This is a genomic window from Micromonospora sp. I033, from assembly GCF_053890995.1.
Genome location: NZ_JBSSLX010000016.1, coordinates 1 through 15,161 on the forward strand (window position 1 = coordinate 1; position 15,161 = coordinate 15,161).

The following is a 15,161-nucleotide window of genomic DNA, read 5'->3' on the forward strand; positions in this document are numbered from 1 at the left end:
ACAACCGCAGGACCCCCGTCCGGGGCATTTCGTTCAACCGCACCCGCCGCTCTCGCGCCGGGCACTTTTACTACGTTACCCGGTGGTTTCTGCCGTGTCAAACCGGTGTTTCGCGGTTTGTCATTGCTTCCACCCATTTGCCGGGCACCACTGTTCGACCGACTCGCGCCGGGCGCTTCGTGGATTTCGGCAGGACGGCCGCTGCGGTTTCCCGCTCGCTCGTCCGTGTCCCTGCCGGTCGACAACCTTACCCGGTCGGTTCCGCCTCGCCAAATCCGCCTCGCGGCGAATCCGGGGCACCGCCCGGTCCGGGTTCCGATGGAGTCAACCATCCTCGCCCGGCGGTCATTCCCGCGCTCCGGCCTCCCAGGTCTTTCGCCTGTTTCGTCCGTTCCGCGCTGGCAGAGAGAAAGTTACGCGCCCAGCGGATTGATCGTCAAATCCGCTGGGCGCGTCCCGCGTCACACTGTCGACGGAGGGCTATTTACGCAGCTCAACACCGGCGAACGAGCGCTTGCCGCGGCGCAGCACGAGGTAGCGGCCGTGCAGCAGGTCCGCCGGCGACACCGTCGCGTCCACCTCGCCGATGCGTACGTTGTTGACGTACGCGCCGCCCTCGGCGATGACCCGCCGGGCCTCCTTCATGCTCGGCACCAGGCCCGACTCCTTGAGCAGGCCCGCCACGTCGGGCAGCTCGTCGAGGTGCACCAGACCGGCCTCGGTGAGCGCGGCGCGCAGGGTCGCCGGGGACAGTTCGTCGAGCGAGCCGCGGCCGAAGAGGGCCTGGCTGGCGGCGACCGCCTGGGCCATCTCCCGCTCGCCGTGCACCAGCGTGGTCAGCTCCTCGGCGAGCGCCCGCTGGGCGAGCCGGGCCTGCGGCCGTTCCGCGGTGGCCTTCTCCAGCTCCTCCAGCTCCTCACGGGAGCGGAAGCTGAAGTACCGCAGGTAGCGGGTGACGTCCCGGTCGTCGGCGTTGACCCAGAACTGGTAGAAGGCGTAGGGGCTGGTCATCTGCGGGTCGAGCCAGACCGCGCCGCTCTCGCTCTTGCCGAACTTGGTGCCGTCCGACTTGGTCACCAGCGGCGTGGTGAACGCCTCCACCGGGCCGGCGCCCCGCCGGCGGACGTAGTCCACGCCCGCGGTGATGTTGCCCCACTGGTCGGAGCCGCCGTACTGGAGCTGGCAGCCGTGCCGTCGGTGCAGCTCGAAGAAGTCGTTGGCCTGGAGGAGCTGGTAGCTGAATTCGGTGAAGCTGATGCCGCTCTCCAGCCGGGCCCGGACCACCTCGCGGGCCAGCATCTTGTTCACCGGGAAGTGCTTGCCGACGTCGCGGAGGAACTCCACCACCGACATCTCTCCGGTCCAGTCCAGGTTGTTGACCAGCTGGGCCGCGTTCTCCCCGGTGTACGAGACGAACGGCGCGAGCTGGTCGCGGATGCGCTGGACCCAGCCGGCCACCACCTCGGGCGGGTTGAGGGTGCGCTCGGCGCTCTCCTTCGGGTCGCCGATCTGGCCGGTGGCGCCGCCGACCAGCAGCAGCGGCCGGTGCCCGGCGAGCTGGAGCCGGCGCGCGGTGGTGACCTGCATGAGGTGGCCGACGTGCAGGCTGGGCGCGGTCGGATCGAAGCCCACATAGAAGGTGGCGCTCCCGCCGTCGAGCAGCTCGCGCAGCTCGTCGAGGCCGGTCGAGTCCTGGATCAGGCCCCGCCATCGCAGGTCGTCGGTCAGGGAGTCCCGCCCCTGCGGGAGGTTGCTGTCGGTCACGGTCACCAATTCTCCCCTATGGCCGCCCCAGACCCGTACCGGGTTTGCCGACGAGGGCCCCGACTAGGCTGGCGACCGCGTCGCGCGAGAGGGAGGGGTCGCCGTGGAGGAGCCGGATCTGACCGGGGGCTTCGTCGCCCTGCTGGGCCTGAAGTTCGACGAGGCGAGCGGGGACCGGGTCGTCATCCGCTGGCAGGTCCGTCCGGAGCTGCACCAGCCGTACGGGATCCAGCACGGCGGGGTCTACTGCTCGGTGGTGGAGACGGCGGCCAGCATCGGCGGTGCGCTGTGGCTGGGCGACAAGGGCAAGGTGGTCGGGGTCTCGAACCAGACCGACTTCTTGCGGGCCGTCCGCGACGGCGAGCTGACCGCGGTCGGCACCCCGATCCACCGGGGTCGCAGCCAGCAGCTCTGGCTGGTGGAGATCACCGACGAGGGCGACCGGCTGGTCTCGCGCGGCCAGGTGCGGCTGCAGAACCTCACGGCCGCCTGATCCCGGGCTGGTCGATTCGCCCGAGAACGGGGATCTGACGCCGATATCGTCGCGTCGATGAGACCGCGCGCTGCCGACCCGACGTGAGGAAGCTCCTCGCCGCCACGCTCGGCGTGCTCTCGGCCATCGGCGGATTCGTCGACATCGGCGATCTGGTGGCGGCGAGCCAGGCCGGCGCCCGGTTCGGGATGGCCCACGCCTGGGTGCTGCTCGTCGGGGTGGTGGGCATCTGCGCGTACGCCGAGATGGCCGGCCGGATCGCGGCGGTGAGCGGCCGGGCGGTGTTCGACCTGGTCCGGGAGCGGCTGGGGCCGCGGGTGGCGCTGCTCAACCTGGTCGCCTCCTGGCTGGTCACGGTGATCACCCTGGCCGCCGAGCTGGGCGGGGTGGCGCTGGCGCTGCAGCTCGCGACCGGGTTGAGCTACCTGCTCTGGGTGCCGCTGGCCGCGGTGGCGGTCTGGCTGGTGCTGTGGCGGATGCGCTTCGAGCTGATGGAGCGGGTCTTCGGGCTGGCCGGGCTGGCGCTGCTGGTGTTCGCGGTCGCGCTGTTCGCGCTGCCCACCGACTGGGCGGACCTGGGACACGGGGCGCTGCGGGTCAGCTCCGCCGGCGAGAGCTGGTGGGTGTACTGGTTCGTGGCGGTGGCCCTGTTCGCCTCGACGGTCAGCCCGTACGAGGTGTTCTTCTTCTCCTCCGGCGGGGTCGAGGAGCGGTGGAGCGCCGCCGACCTGGCGCACGCCCGCTCGAACGTGCTTATCGGCTTCCCGGTCGGCGGCTTCCTGGCGCTGTCGCTGATCGCCGTGGCGACGGTGGCGTACCACCCGTCGGGGGCGTCGCTGGACACCCTCGACCAGGTGGCCCGGCCGGTGGTGACCGCGCTGGGCGGGGCCGGGCTGGCCGCCGCGGTGCTGGCGTTCTTCGCGGTGACCTTCGGTGCGGCGCTGGAGACCGGCCTGTCGGCCGCGTACGCGGCGGCGCAGTATTTCGGCTGGCAGTGGGGCAAGCGGGTCAGCCCGCGGGAGGCGGCCCGCTTCCACAGCGTGCTCCTCGTCGGGCTGCTCCTCGGGGTGCTGCTGCTGATGACGGCCGTGGACCCGGTCCGGCTCACCGAGTACATGCTGGTGCTCAGCGCGGTGGTGCTGCCGCTGACCTACCTGCCGATCCTGGTGGTGGCGAACGACCGCAACTATCTCGGCGACCGGGTCAACGGCTGGTGGACGAACCTGCTCGGGGCGCTGTTCCTGCTGCTCATCGTCGCCGCCTCGGTGGCGGCGATCCCGCTGGCGATCATCACGAGGATGGGGCGATGAGGATCCAGCTCGCCAAGCAGTGGCTCGACCGGCAGATCGTCGACGTCGACGGCCGGCTCGTCGGCCGGGTCGACGACATCGCGTTCGCCGTCGACGAGGAGGGCTACCCGTACGTGGACTGCCTGCTCACCGGGCAGGCGGCGCTCGGGCAGCGGATCGGCGGCCGGATCGGGCGGCTGCTGGTGGCCGTCGCCGACCGGTTCACCGACGATCCGCCGGTGCCGCCGCTGCGCGTCCCGCTCACCCTGGTCGACCGGGTGGACAGCGCGGTGCGGCTGCGCTGCCCGGCGGCCGACCTGCCGCCCTCGCCCGTGGAGACCTGGCTGCGCCGGCACCTGGTCGACCGGATTCCCGGAGCGCACCGTGCGAGCGGGTGAGCTGCTCGGCCGGACCGCATACGACCTGCGCGGGCGGCGGGTGGGCCGGGTGGTCGACGTGGTGGTGCGGGGCGGCTGGCCGCCGGAGCGGCTGCGGATCACCGACGTGATCGTCGCCGGCCACTGGTGGACCCGGGTCACCAGCCGGCTCATCGGCCCGGAGCGGCACCCCTCCGGGCCGTGGCTGCTGCGGGCGATCACGCGGGTGCTGGGCCGGAGCACCCGCCAGTTGCCGGCCGACACCGTGCAGCTGCGCCCGCCGGTGCCGGGCTTCCCGTTCGGGGAGCCGGCCGGACATCCCTGACGGTCAGCCGCGCGCCTCGTCGAGCACCGGCGCGTCGGCGTCCTCGGGGCGCTCGCGGCGGGCGTGCCGCCGGACCCGGACCTCGGTGATGGCGTGGTGCTCGACGCCACCCACGGCGAGGTCCCAGCCGTCGACCCGGACCCGCTCCCCCGCGACCGTCGGGATGTGCCCGAGGCAGATGAGCACCAGGCCGGCGATGGTGGTGTAGTCACCGGCCGGACGGCTGGGCAGCTCGACGCCGAGGTCGGTCAGGTCGTGCACCGGGAAGGTGCCGGGCAGCACCAGCGTCCCGTCCGGCTCGGTGCGGACCGAGCTGAGGTCCCGGTCGGTCTCGTCGTAGATCTCACCGACGATCTCCTCGAGGATGTCCTCCAGGGTGACGATGCCGTCGACGGCTCCGCGCTCGTCGACCACCAGTGCGATGTGCTGCCGTTCCGCCTTGAACTGGCGCAGCGCGTCGACCACCGGCAGCGAGTCCGGCAGCAGCATGGGTGGCCGGGCGATCTCGTCCACCGGCCGGTCGTCGGGGACGCCGACCAGGTCGCGAAGGTGGATCACCCCGACCGCGTCGTCCAGGCCGCCGTGCCGGACCACCGGCGCCCGGGAGTGGCCGGTCGCGGCCAGGACCAGCCGGGCCGCCTCGGCGGTCGTCCCGCTGTCCAGGGTGAAGACCTGCAACCGGGGTACGAGCACCGCGCGCAGTTGCCGGTCGGCGATCTCCACGGCGCCGGCGATGATGGTGCGCTGCTCCTTGGTGAACCCGTGGTTGCCGGCCACGATGTCGCGCAGCTCGTCCGGGCCGATCTCGTCCGGCTCGTGCTTCGGGTTCAGACCGACGAGGCGGACCACGAGGTCGCTGGTGGCACCGAGGGCCCAGACGGCCGGCCGGGTGAGGGCGGCCAGCAGGTCGAGCGGACGGGCCACGACGAGGGCCCACCGCTCGGCGGACTGCATGGCGATCCGCTTCGGGGCCAGCTCGCCGAAGACCAGGGTGACGAAGGTCAGCGCCAGGGTGACCGTGACGATGGCGACCGTCTCGGCGGCGTCGCCGAACACCCCGAGCAGCGGGACGAGGGGCTTGGCCAGCGACACCGCCGCGGCGGCGGAGGCCAGGAAGCCGGCCAGGGTGATCCCGATCTGGATGGTGGCCAGGAAGCGGTTGGGGTCCTTGGCCAGCCGGGCCAGCGTACGGCCGGCGCGGCTGCCGCGTTCCAGCCGCTGGAGCTGGCTGTCACGCAGCGAGACCAGGGCCATCTCGCTGCCGGCGAAGGCCGCGTTGACGATCACCAGAACGCCGACCAGGGCCAGCTGGCTCCAGTAGCTCTGCACGCGCGGTTCTCCCCCTCGACCGGACCGGGGCCGGCCGCGGTGGCCGCCCCGTCGCCGACCGGTGCCCGGGCGGCGTCGCCCCTCTGTGCCCCGCGGGCGGGCCGGGCAATCCTCCGGGTCGGCCGATCAGGCGGGCGCGGGCAGGTCCAGCACGTACGCGCCGCCCTCCGGGCGGAAGCCGAGCCGGTGGTAGTAGGGGGCGACCATGCCGGGCGGGCTGACCACCCGGCGGAAGCCGCGGTCGGTGAACAGCCGGCTGCGCCGGTAGACGAACTCGCCGGGGGTGAAGTCGCGGAACGGCGGGGTCACGTAGTCCAGGTCGATCTGGGCCACCCCGCCGGGCTCGGCGTGCGAGACCACCACGCCGACCACCTCGTCGGCGCGGACCACCAGGAACGCCGACCGGTCGGCGGCGGCCGGGTCCCAGCGGAAGTCCGGGTTGAACCGGGCGATGTCGGCGGCGTGCACCCGCAGGGTGTGGGCCAGGAAGGCGTCGCCGGTGCCCACCTCGACCACCTCGTAGGTCTGCGCGTCGTGCCGGGTCGCGAGCATCTTCCGCAGGTACCACACGTTGATCACCGCGAGCACCACGTTCAGCCCGACCATCGGCCACACGTGCACGGCGGCGTTGTAGCCGATCAGGATGAGGCAGCCGAGCAGGTTGAGCGCGCGCAGCCGCAGGATTCGGGTCTGCAGCAGCGACCAGACCAGCAGCGCGGAGCCGGCCCAGCCGACGAGTTCCAGCCAGTTCACCCCGGGGAGACTAGTGGTCGCCCTGGTCAGCCGCCTCGGCGGGCAGCTCCAGCACGTACTCCTCGACCTCGGCGCCGCGGCCCGCGGCGTATCCGGAGTCCTCGCCGACCACGACGAAGCCGCACTTGCGCAGCACGGCGAGGGAGGCGGCGTTGTCCTTGGCGGCGCGGGCGTGCACCGGCCGCTGCGGCAGCTCGCGCAGCAGCGCGGCGAGCGCGGCGGTGGCGTGCCCCCGCCCCCAGCGGTCGGGGTCGATCCAGTAGCTGACCTCGGTGCGCTCCCCCACTGGGAAGGCGGCCACGCGGCCGACCACCACGCCGTCGACCGTCACCGTGCGGTTCACGATGCGCGGGTCGGCCCGGATGCGCGACCAGTGGGCGTCGAAGGCGGCCCGGTCGGCCGGATCCTTCGGGCCGAACGCGGCCATCCAGTTGGCCTGCGGATCCTGCTCATGGGCGAAGAACGCGGACAGGTCCTCGTCGCGTACCGGCCGGAGCCGCACCTCACTGGTCACCCGGCGGAGGATACGCGGACACCCCGACAAAACCGGGACGCGCGGCGGTCCGGCCATGCCGACCCGTCCTCGGGAGGCGACCCGCCGACGCGCGACGTCAGGTCACCCGGCCGGTGGACCGGCACCGGGATCGGCGCCGGACGAACCGGGTGAAAGCGCAGGATCCACGGGTGACCAGGATGCTTCAGCGCCCGCGGAGCCGGGCGTTTCCGACGCGTACCGCCCGGGCCTCCGTCGTCGGGCCGACGGCGGCCGGCCCGCGTGCCCTGGGCCCGACGGCGGCCGCGCCGCTGGCGCTCGCCGCGGCGGCGCTCGGCGCGGTCGCGATCGGCAAGCTGATGATCGCCCGCCTGGCCGTCCGGCGGGCGGTGATCCGGGAGCTGCGGATCGGCCGGCTGGAGGTGGACGACCTGGTCGTCCACCGGCACTCGGCGGGTCCGCCGGCCGGCGGCACCGCCGCCAGGTAGTTCGGCGGTCGGAGTTCGGGCGCCACGGGCCGGCCGTCGTCGACAATGGGCGGAGCCGACCGGAAGGATGCCGATGAACCGACCTGTCGTGGCGGGCGTCGACGGATCGTCGACCAGTATCACCGCCGCCGAACACGCCGCCCGGGCCGCCGTGGCGCGGTCCCGGCCGCTGCACCTGGTGCACGGCTACCTGCACCCGCTCGGTTACGGCGTGCCGCTCAACCCGTACGACCTCGGGGTGCCGGCGCCCACCGAGGAGTCCCGGAAGATGTTGGAGCAGGTGGCCGCCGAGCTGGTCGGCCGGCACCCGGCCCTGCGGGTGGAGGTGCGCCAGGTGGCCGGCGGCCCTGGCGTCACCCTGGTCGAGGAGTCCCGCCGGGCCGAGCTCGTGGTGGTGGGCAGCCGGGGCATGGGCGGCTTCGCCGGGCTGCTGCTCGGCTCGGTCAGCAACCAGGTGGCGCAGCACGGGCACTGCCCGGTGCTGGTGGTGCGCCCGGCGGAGCAGCCGATCCCGGTGAGCGGGCCGGTGCTGGTCGGGGTGGACGGCTCCGAGTCGGCCGGGTACGCCGTCCGGCTCGCCGCCGACGAGGCGGTCCGCCGGGACGCCGACCTGGTGCTGGTGCACGTGCGTACGCCGGAGCGGGGCGCGGTGGCGCCGGACGCCGCGGCGGAGGCCACCGCCGCGGCGCAGGCCGAGTCGGCGGAGCTGCTGGCCGGGGCGGCCGCCCGGATCCGCACGGACCACCCGGTGCTGAGCGTCATCGAGCGGCCCATGCGGGGCGAGTCCCCGGAGCGGGCGCTGATCGAGGCGAGCGGGGAGGCGGCGCTGGTGGTGGTCGGCTCGCGGGGCCGGGGCGGCTTCGCCGGGCTGCTGCTCGGCTCGGTGAGCCAGGCGCTGGTGCAGCACGCCCACTGCCCGGTGCTGGTGGCGCACCCCTACGAGCCGGCCGACGACTGAGGTCGCCGGCCGGCGTGTCAGGTCAGGCCGGGTCGCGGCCGGCGAGCAGGTCCTGGAAGCTGCTGGTGAGCGCGAAGGGGTCGGCCGGGCCGGTCGCCGCCGGGCGGCGGTCCACCTGCTCGGCCAGCTCGGTCCCGGCCCGCCGGATCCGGGCCCGCAGCGCGCTGTCGTCGCCGTCGCCGGCCCAGTCCTCCGGCGCGGCGAAGACCGAAGTCGGCATCACCACCGCCCGCAGGTACGTGAACATCGGCCGGACCGCGTGCTCCAGGGCGAGCGAGTGCCGGGCGGTGCCGCCGGTGGCGCCGATCAGCACCGGCCGATCGGCCAGCGCCTCCTTCTCCACCACGTCGAAGAAGGACTTGAACAGCCCGCTGTAGGAGGCGTTGAAGATCGGGGTGACCGCGATCAGCCCGTCCGCGCCGGCGACGGTGTCCAGCGCTGCGCGCAGGGCGGCCGGCGGGAAGCCGGTGAGCAGGTGGTTGACCACGTCATGGGCGTGCTCCCGCAGCTCCACCGTACGGATCTCCACCTCGGCGCCGCGCCGGACCAGCTCGTCGCGGGCGGCCGCGGCGAGCTGGTCGGCGAGCAGCCGGGTCGACGAGGGCTGGCCGAGGCCGGCCGAGACCACGGCCAGGGTGCGCCGGGTCATCGGGCCCCCTCGGGCGCCTTGCCGGTCACGTCGTCGACGGCGTGGACGGTGCTGTCCTTGGCGCCGCCGGCCGCGGCCAGCAGCGAGGCGTGGGTGGGCGCCTCGGGCACGTGCGCGGGGCGCAGCGAGTCGAACTCCTTGCGCAGCACCGGGACGACCTCCTCGCCGAGAAGGTCGAGCTGCTCCAGGACGGTCTTCAGCGGCAGGCCGGCGTGGTCCATGAGGAAGAGCTGGCGCTGGTAGTCGCCGACGTACTCGCGGAAGCTGAGCGTGCGGTCGATGACCTGCTGGGGGCTGCCCACGGTCAGCGGGGTCTCCCGGGTGAACTCCTCCAGCGACGGCCCGTGCCCGTAGACCGGGGCGTTGTCGAAGTACGGGCGGAACTCGCGCACGGCGTCCTGCGAGTTCTTCCGCATGAAGACCTGGCCGCCGAGGCCCACGATGGCCTGGTCGGCGGAGCCGTGGCCGTAGTGGGCGAAGCGCTGCCGGTAGAGGGCCACCATCCGCTGCGTGTGCTCCTTGGGCCAGAAGATGTGGTTGGCGAAGAAGCCGTCGCCGTAGTAGGCGGCCTGCTCGGCGATCTCGGGGCTGCGGATCGAGCCGTGCCAGACGAACGGCGGCACGCCGTCGAGCGGGCGCGGGGTCGAGGTGAACGACTGCAGCGGCGTGCGGAACCGCCCCTTCCAGTCGACCACGTCCTCCCGCCACAGCCGGCGCAGCAGGTCGTAGTTCTCGATGGCGAGCGGGATGCCGTTGCGGATGTCCTGCCCGAACCAGGGGTAGACCGGGCCGGTGTTGCCGCGGCCCATCATCAGGTCCACCCGGCCGTCGGCCAGGTGCTGGAGCATCGCGTAGTCCTCGGCGATCTTCACCGGGTCGTTGGTGGTGATCAGCGTGGTCGCCGTCGACAGCAGCAGCCGCTCGGTGCGGGCCGCGATGTGACCGAGCATGGTGGTGGGCGACGACGGCACGAACGGCGGGTTGTGGTGCTCGCCGGTGGCGAACACGTCCAGCCCGACCTCCTCGGCCTTGAGCGCGATGGCCACCATGGCCTTGATCCGCTCATGCTCGGACGGCAGCCGCCCGGTGGTCGGGTCGACCGTGACGTCGCCGACGGTGAAGACTCCGAACTGCATGACCAGCTCCTCGCGTGGGGTCCGGACCGCTCCGGCCCGGAATCGCTCCGCACAACATATTTGACGAAGCAACTATTCCGTCGCACGCCCGGCCCGGGGTGGCGCAGCTCACCGGGTCGCGTCCGGTACCTGACCGTGGTTGTCAGCCTCTGCCGGCAGGATGCGGGTCATGACGGAACGCGCGGAGGGCAGCTTCACGCTCGACAGCTGGGAGCAGGAGGCGTACGACGAGGCCGAGGGCGCCGTGCTGGCCCAGGCCCGGATCACCAAGACCTTCACCGGTCACCTCGCCGGCACGAGCACCACGCGCATCCTGATGTGCCAGGCGCAGGTCGACACCAGCGCCGCGTACGCGGGATTCGAGCGCTTCACCGGCACGCTGGACGGCCGGGCGGGCAGCTTCGTGCTGCACCACGACGCCACCGCCCACGCCGAGGAGGGGTCGGCGCTCTCCTGGACGGTCGTGCCCGACTCCGGGACCGGCGAGCTGCGGCGGCTCCGCGGTGGCGGGCAGATCATCCGGGAACCGGACGGTGGGCACCGGTACGTCCTGGAGTACGAGTTGCCCTGAGTGGCGCTCAGCCGCCGGCCACCGAGGGCAGCACCTGCACCTCGGCGCCGTCGGCGACCGCCGCGTCCAGCCCGCCGACGTGCCGGCAGTCCTCGCCGTCGACGTAGACGTTGACGTAGCGCCGCAGCTCGCCGCGCTCGTCGCGGATCCGGCGGGCCAGCCGGGGCCAGCCGGCCGCCACCTCGTCGAGGACCGCCCGCAGGGTGCCGGTGGCGGCCACCGTCAGCCGGCTCTCCCCGCCCGCCTCGGACCGGAGCGGACCGGGCAGCAGCACGGTGACCACTCAGACCTCCACGGCCCGGACGCAGAGCACGTCCGGCAGGTGCGCGGCGACCAGCGACCACGAGTCTCCCTCGTCGGCGCTGGCGTAGACCTCGCCCGAGCGGGTGCCGAAGTAGACCCCGGCGGGGTCGTGGTCGTCGGCGCACATGGCGTCGCGCAGCACCGACGGGTAGAACGCTCCCTCGGGCAGGCCGGCGGTCAGCGGCTCCCAGCTCCCGCCGGCGTCGGCCGAGCGGTAGACCCGGCAGCGCCGGTCGGTGGGGAACCGCTCGCCGTCCGCGGTGAGCGGGAAGGCGTAGACGGTGCCGGGGCGGGACGGGTGGGCGACGATCGGGAAGCCGAAGTCGCTGGGCAGGCCCGCGGCGATCGACGTCCAGCTGCGGCCGTCGTCGTCGGAGCGGTAGACGCCGTGGTGGTTCTGCGCGTACAGCCGCTCGGGGTCGCCGGCGTCCCGGGCGATCTTGTGGACGCACTGGCCGAACTCGGGCCACTCGTCGGGGAGGAAGTAGGCCCGGATGCCGGTGTTGCCCGGCGCCCAGCTCGCCCCCGCGTCCTCGGTGCGGTAGACCCCGCCCGTGGACATCGCCACCGCCATCCGGGCCGGGTCGCCGGGGTGCGGGAGCACGCTGTGGACGGCCTGACCGCCGAAGCCGGCGGCCCACTGCTCCCGGTGCGGGTGGTCCCAGAGCGCCCGGACGAGGCTGAAGCTGCGGCCACCGTCGTCGGAGCGGAAGAGTGCGGACGGCTCGGTGCCCGCCCAGACCACGTCGGGCTGGTCCGGGCCGGCCGGGATGAGCTGCCACACCCGCCCCAGGCTGACCCCGGTGTCGGCGGGGAAGGCCACCGGCGCCTGCTCGGGCTCCTGCCACGAGCCGCCCAGGTCGTCGCTGGTGGCCACGCTCGGGCCGAAGTGCGAGCTGGTCATGCCGGCGAGCAGCCGGGGCCGGCCGGGGCGCTTGTCCACGGCGACCGCGTAGACCCCGGTCATCGGGAAGTGCGGGCCGCTCACCGCCCAGTCGCGCCGGTCGGGGCTGGTGGCCAGGAAGAGTCCCTTGCCGGTGCCGATCGCGAGCAGCGTCGTCATGCCGGTCCTCCCTCGTCGATGGGTGCCGTGATTATCGCCACACCCACCGACAGGATTCCCACCCGCCGCGCCGAGCGCCAGTCAGCGCCGGGTCCGGGGCACGTGCCGGCGGTAGGCGCTCACCGTCGGGTCACCCGTGATCCAGAAGCGCCAGGGCACGTCGTGGGCGCCGGTGACCCCGACCCGGGGCCCGGCGGTGACCGCCGCCTCCGCCACCGGCGCGAGCGGGGGCCGCAGCCGCACCGGCCCGTCGCCGAGCAGGTCGGCGCCGTAGACCGACCGGTCGATGCCGAGCGCCGCGCAGAGCCGGGCGGGCCCGCGGGCCAGATCCACGTCCCGGCGTACGGCCGGGCGGCGCTCCCGGGCGACGTCGAGACCGTCGACCACCTCGCCGGCGCGCAGCAGCACCGCCGAGGCCTCGCCGTCCGGCCCGGTCACCACGTTGACGCACCAGTGCATGCCGTAGGTGAAGTAGACGTAGGCGTGCCCGGCCGGGCCGAACATCACCGCGTTGCGCGGGGTGCGCCCCCGGTGGGCGTGCGAGGCCGGGTCGCCCGCGGTGCCGGCGTACGCCTCGACCTCGGTGATCCGGACGGTCACCCCGTGCGCGGTCAGCCGACAGCCGAGCAGTCCTCGCGCGGCGGGAACCACCGGGCCGGCGAGCAGGTCGGAGAGAGCGGAGAGGTCGGTCGCGGTCACCGGCAAACCCTAACCGGGCCTCGCGGAGGTGCGCACGAATTGCTTTCAACGGGGTGTTGACAAGATGTCATTCAAGGGTGTGGGATGAACGACATGGTCACGCTGGACAACGACCCGTTCGCCACTCCGGATGCTGCCCAGGCCCGGGCTCACCGCAACTACGCGGCGCTGCTGCGGATCGCCGAGCGGCACGCCGGCACCGACGCCCGCCGCCGGCGCTACGCGCACCCCGACGTTCCCGACGCCTACGAAGCGGCGACGCTCGTGATGGCGCTCGCCGGCGGGGCCGAGCTGGCGGAGGGCGAGGAGCCGGTCGACCAGGCCGACCTGATGGCCGCGCTGACCCTGATCCCGCACGTGCGCGCCGAGGTCGACGCGCTGGAGGCGGGGCTGCTGCAGGTGGCCCGCGGCCGGGGGATGACCTGGCAGGCGATCGCCTTCGGGCTGGGGCTGGGCAGCGCCCAGGCGGCCCGGCAGCGCTACGAGCGGCTCACCGTGCGCACCGGCACCGGCGACTGATCATCCGGCGGAGTGTCACATCGACGGGTGAGACTGTGCCGGTGAGCCGCACGGGAGGGATGCCATGACGCGCGAGGAGATGCTGTCCTACTGCCTGGCGAAGCCGGGCGCCTGGCTGGACCGGCCGTGGGAGGGCGACGAGGTGGTCAAGGTCGGCAGCCGGATCTTCGCCTTCCTCGGCGCCCCCGAGGGCGAGCCCCGGGTGGGGGTCAAGTGCGGCCCGTCCCGGGAGGTGGCCGACGAGTGGCTGCACCGGTTCCCCGACGACGCCCGCTCCTCCCCCTACATCGGCCGGTCGGGCTGGAACACGCTGCGGCTCGACGGCGGCATCCCGGACGACGAGCTGACCGAGGCGGTCGACGGGTCGTACGACGCGGTGGTGGCGAAGCTGCCCAAGCGCGAGCGGCCCACGGCCTGACCCCGCGCGGCGGCCGGGACCACCGCGCGGGGCGTCGCACTCAGCGGGGCACGACCCGCTCGGCGGTCCAGTCGCGCCAGCCGGCCAGCTTGTCGGCGGCCGCGGCGAGCTGGTCGGCCACCGGCCCGGGGCCGGTGGAGCCGGGGGTGGTCCGGGCGGCCAGAGCCGAGCGCACCGAGAGCACGTCCCGCACCGAGGGGTCGAGGTGCGCGCTGACCGCGGCCAGGTCGGCGTCGGAGACCTCGTCCAGGGCGCAGTCGCGGGCCGCGCAGAGCGCCACCAGCCGGCCGGTGATCTCGTGCGCGTCGCGGAACGGCACGTTCCGCCGGACCAGCCAGTCGGCGACCTCGGTGGCGAGCGAGAAGCCCGACGGCGCGGTGGCCACCAGCCGGTCCACCCGGACCGTCATCGTGGAGATCATCCCGGCCAGGGCGGGGAGCAGCAGCTCCAGGGTGTCGACCGCGTCGAAGGCGGGCTCCTTGTCCTCCTGCATGTCCCGGTCGTAGGTCATGGGCAGGCCCTTGAGCATGGTGAGCACGCTCATCAGGCCGCCGACCAGCCGGCCGGACTTGCCCCGGGCCAGCTCGGCGATGTCCGCGTTCTTCTTCTGCGGCATGATCGACGACCCGGTGGCGAACGCGTCGTCCAGCTCGACCCAGCCGAACTCCTGCGACGTCCAGAGCACCACCTCCTCGCCGAGGCGGGACAGGTGCACGCCGATCATCGCGGTGACGAAGAGGAACTCGGCGACGAAGTCCCGGTCGGCCACCGCGTCCATCGAGTTGGCGAAGGACGTGCGGAAACCCAGCTCCTTGGCGACCGCCACCGGATCCAGTGGCAGGCCGGAGCCGGCGAGCGCGCCGGCGCCGAGCGGGCTGACGGCACACCGGTGGTCCCAGTCGCGCAGCCGCTCCAGGTCCCGCAGCAGCGGCTGCACGTGGGCGAGCAGCCAGTGCCCGAAGGTGACCGGCTGGGCGTGCTGGAGGTGGGTCATGCCGGGCGCGGCGGTGTCCACGTGCCGCTCCGCCTGCTCGACCAGGGCCTCGGCCAGCTCGACCAGGCGGGCGGCCACGCCGCGGGCGTGGTCGCGCAGGTAGAGCCGCAGGTCGGTGGCGACCTGGTCGTTGCGGGAGCGGCCGGCGCGCAGCTTGCCGCCGAGGCTGCCGAGCCGTTCCAGCAGGCCGCGCTCCAGGGCGGTGTGCACGTCCTCGTCGTCGACGGTCGGGCGGAACGTCCCGGCGGCGCAGGCGGCCTCCAGGTCGTCCAGCGCCGCCAGGATGCGCCCCAGCTCGTCGGGGTCGAGCAGGCCGGCGCCGGCCAGGACCCGGGCGTGCGCCCGGGAGCCGGCGATGTCGTACGGGGCGAGGCGCCAGTCGAACTGGACGCTCACCGACAGCCGGGCGAGCGCCTCGGCGGGGCCGCCGGCGAACCGGCCTCCCCAGAGGCTCGTCCGGTTGGCGGGGGCGCTGTTCTCGGTCAGGCTCTTGTCGTCCACCCCACCCATTGTGGCAGCGCTCACCTTTCGCTCCCGACT

Annotated in this window: 19 protein-coding genes; 9 read left to right on the forward strand and 10 right to left on the reverse strand. The window is 73.7% G+C overall.

The annotated features are described in order from the left end of the window. Window positions 1-480: 480 nt before the first annotated feature. On the reverse strand, window positions 481-1,764 hold the full coding sequence (gene tyrS, locus ACW0Q9_RS04860) for a tyrosine--tRNA ligase (protein ID WP_456178707.1): 1,284 nt from the start codon (window positions 1,762-1,764) through the stop codon (window positions 481-483). Between the two features lie 103 nt (window positions 1,765-1,867). Between tyrS and ACW0Q9_RS04865 the strand changes: the two genes are divergently transcribed. From ACW0Q9_RS04865 to ACW0Q9_RS04880, 4 genes are all read left to right on the forward strand, one after another. Continuing rightward, a complete protein-coding gene (locus ACW0Q9_RS04865) occupies window positions 1,868-2,257 on the forward strand; it encodes a PaaI family thioesterase (RefSeq protein ID WP_456178709.1) in 390 nt (129 codons plus the stop codon). A gap of 83 nt (window positions 2,258-2,340) precedes the next feature. After that, complete coding sequence (locus tag ACW0Q9_RS04870; protein ID WP_456178711.1) at window positions 2,341-3,567, forward strand: NRAMP family divalent metal transporter; 1,227 nt, start codon at window positions 2,341-2,343, stop codon at window positions 3,565-3,567. Next, entirely contained in the window at window positions 3,564-3,944 is a 381-nt protein-coding gene (locus tag ACW0Q9_RS04875; RefSeq protein WP_456178713.1) for a hypothetical protein, read from the forward strand. Before ACW0Q9_RS04870 ends, ACW0Q9_RS04875 begins: the two co-directional genes overlap by 4 nt. Continuing rightward, window positions 3,931-4,248, forward strand: coding sequence for a PRC-barrel domain containing protein (locus ACW0Q9_RS04880; RefSeq protein WP_456178715.1), 318 nt, complete (start codon window positions 3,931-3,933; stop codon window positions 4,246-4,248). Before ACW0Q9_RS04875 ends, ACW0Q9_RS04880 begins: the two co-directional genes overlap by 14 nt. 3 nt (window positions 4,249-4,251) lie before the next feature. Here the strand turns inward: ACW0Q9_RS04880 and ACW0Q9_RS04885 are convergent, their stop codons facing one another. From ACW0Q9_RS04885 to ACW0Q9_RS04895, 3 genes are all read right to left on the reverse strand, one after another. Further along, window positions 4,252-5,577, reverse strand: coding sequence for a hemolysin family protein (locus tag ACW0Q9_RS04885; protein ID WP_456178717.1), 1,326 nt, complete (start codon window positions 5,575-5,577; stop codon window positions 4,252-4,254). A gap of 126 nt (window positions 5,578-5,703) precedes the next feature. Continuing rightward, complete coding sequence (locus ACW0Q9_RS04890) at window positions 5,704-6,330, reverse strand: hypothetical protein (protein ID WP_456178718.1); 627 nt, start codon at window positions 6,328-6,330, stop codon at window positions 5,704-5,706. Between the two features lie 10 nt (window positions 6,331-6,340). Beyond that, the gene (locus ACW0Q9_RS04895; RefSeq protein ID WP_456178719.1) at window positions 6,341-6,844 is read right to left on the reverse strand and encodes a GNAT family N-acetyltransferase; all 504 of its coding nucleotides are present in this window, start codon (window positions 6,842-6,844) and stop codon (window positions 6,341-6,343) included. Between the two features lie 179 nt (window positions 6,845-7,023). On the opposite strand from ACW0Q9_RS04895, the gene ACW0Q9_RS04900 reads away from it, so the two are divergent. Both ACW0Q9_RS04900 and ACW0Q9_RS04905 read left to right on the forward strand, forming a co-directional pair. Next, complete coding sequence (locus tag ACW0Q9_RS04900) at window positions 7,024-7,311, forward strand: hypothetical protein (protein ID WP_456178769.1); 288 nt, start codon at window positions 7,024-7,026, stop codon at window positions 7,309-7,311. Between the two features lie 67 nt (window positions 7,312-7,378). Beyond that, window positions 7,379-8,269: a universal stress protein gene (locus tag ACW0Q9_RS04905; protein ID WP_456178721.1), complete on the forward strand. Its 891-nt coding sequence runs from the start codon at window positions 7,379-7,381 to the stop codon at window positions 8,267-8,269. Between the two features lie 22 nt (window positions 8,270-8,291). Here the strand turns inward: ACW0Q9_RS04905 and ACW0Q9_RS04910 are convergent, their stop codons facing one another. Both ACW0Q9_RS04910 and ACW0Q9_RS04915 read right to left on the reverse strand, forming a co-directional pair. Then, complete coding sequence (locus tag ACW0Q9_RS04910; RefSeq protein ID WP_456178722.1) at window positions 8,292-8,918, reverse strand: FMN reductase; 627 nt, start codon at window positions 8,916-8,918, stop codon at window positions 8,292-8,294. Beyond that, window positions 8,915-10,054, reverse strand: a complete 1,140-nt coding sequence (locus ACW0Q9_RS04915; RefSeq protein ID WP_456178724.1) for an LLM class flavin-dependent oxidoreductase — start codon at window positions 10,052-10,054, stop codon at window positions 8,915-8,917. The genes ACW0Q9_RS04910 and ACW0Q9_RS04915 overlap by 4 nt, the downstream gene beginning before the upstream one ends. 169 nt (window positions 10,055-10,223) lie before the next feature. Here ACW0Q9_RS04915 and ACW0Q9_RS04920 point away from each other — a divergent pair, with 169 nt between their 5' ends. Further along, on the forward strand, window positions 10,224-10,625 hold the full coding sequence (locus tag ACW0Q9_RS04920) for a DUF3224 domain-containing protein (protein WP_456178726.1): 402 nt from the start codon (window positions 10,224-10,226) through the stop codon (window positions 10,623-10,625). A gap of 7 nt (window positions 10,626-10,632) precedes the next feature. Here the strand turns inward: ACW0Q9_RS04920 and ACW0Q9_RS04925 are convergent, their stop codons facing one another. The 3 genes from ACW0Q9_RS04925 to ACW0Q9_RS04935 form a co-directional block, all read right to left on the reverse strand. Next, window positions 10,633-10,908 carry a ubiquitin-like small modifier protein 1 gene (locus tag ACW0Q9_RS04925; RefSeq protein ID WP_456178728.1) on the reverse strand — a complete coding sequence of 92 codons (276 nt, stop codon included), beginning with the start codon at window positions 10,906-10,908 and terminating at the stop codon, window positions 10,633-10,635. Further along, window positions 10,909-11,991, reverse strand: coding sequence for a WD40/YVTN/BNR-like repeat-containing protein (locus tag ACW0Q9_RS04930; protein ID WP_456178730.1), 1,083 nt, complete (start codon window positions 11,989-11,991; stop codon window positions 10,909-10,911). Between the two features lie 81 nt (window positions 11,992-12,072). Further along, window positions 12,073-12,690 carry a DNA-3-methyladenine glycosylase gene (locus ACW0Q9_RS04935; protein WP_456178732.1) on the reverse strand — a complete coding sequence of 206 codons (618 nt, stop codon included), beginning with the start codon at window positions 12,688-12,690 and terminating at the stop codon, window positions 12,073-12,075. A gap of 84 nt (window positions 12,691-12,774) precedes the next feature. Here ACW0Q9_RS04935 and ACW0Q9_RS04940 point away from each other — a divergent pair, with 84 nt between their 5' ends. Together ACW0Q9_RS04940 and ACW0Q9_RS04945 are read left to right on the forward strand one after the other, a co-directional pair. Then, window positions 12,775-13,209 carry a DNA-binding protein gene (locus ACW0Q9_RS04940; protein ID WP_456178734.1) on the forward strand — a complete coding sequence of 145 codons (435 nt, stop codon included), beginning with the start codon at window positions 12,775-12,777 and terminating at the stop codon, window positions 13,207-13,209. Between the two features lie 64 nt (window positions 13,210-13,273). Continuing rightward, window positions 13,274-13,627 (forward strand): MmcQ/YjbR family DNA-binding protein, encoded by a 354-nt coding sequence (locus ACW0Q9_RS04945; RefSeq protein WP_456178736.1) that lies wholly within the window; start codon window positions 13,274-13,276, stop codon window positions 13,625-13,627. A gap of 40 nt (window positions 13,628-13,667) precedes the next feature. On the opposite strand, the gene argH is transcribed toward ACW0Q9_RS04945, so the two are convergent. Next, window positions 13,668-15,131, reverse strand: coding sequence for an argininosuccinate lyase (gene argH, locus ACW0Q9_RS04950; RefSeq protein WP_456178770.1), 1,464 nt, complete (start codon window positions 15,129-15,131; stop codon window positions 13,668-13,670). Window positions 15,132-15,161 lie beyond the last annotated feature (30 nt).

Coding starts and splice junctions, on each gene's coding strand:
- ACW0Q9_RS04920 (WP_456178726.1), top strand. CDS start 10,224: ATGACGGAACGCGCGGAGGGCAGCTTCACGCTCGACAGCTGGGAGCAG.
- ACW0Q9_RS04905 (WP_456178721.1), top strand. CDS start 7,379: ATGCCGATGAACCGACCTGTCGTGGCGGGCGTCGACGGATCGTCGACC.
- ACW0Q9_RS04930 (WP_456178730.1), bottom strand. CDS start 11,991: ATGACGACGCTGCTCGCGATCGGCACCGGCAAGGGACTCTTCCTGGCC.
- ACW0Q9_RS04940 (WP_456178734.1), top strand. CDS start 12,775: ATGAACGACATGGTCACGCTGGACAACGACCCGTTCGCCACTCCGGAT.
- argH (WP_456178770.1), bottom strand. CDS start 15,131: ATGGGTGGGGTGGACGACAAGAGCCTGACCGAGAACAGCGCCCCCGCC.
- ACW0Q9_RS04900 (WP_456178769.1), top strand. CDS start 7,024: ATGCTTCAGCGCCCGCGGAGCCGGGCGTTTCCGACGCGTACCGCCCGG.
- ACW0Q9_RS04875 (WP_456178713.1), top strand. CDS start 3,564: ATGAGGATCCAGCTCGCCAAGCAGTGGCTCGACCGGCAGATCGTCGAC.
- ACW0Q9_RS04945 (WP_456178736.1), top strand. CDS start 13,274: ATGACGCGCGAGGAGATGCTGTCCTACTGCCTGGCGAAGCCGGGCGCC.
- ACW0Q9_RS04915 (WP_456178724.1), bottom strand. CDS start 10,054: ATGCAGTTCGGAGTCTTCACCGTCGGCGACGTCACGGTCGACCCGACC.
- ACW0Q9_RS04910 (WP_456178722.1), bottom strand. CDS start 8,918: ATGACCCGGCGCACCCTGGCCGTGGTCTCGGCCGGCCTCGGCCAGCCC.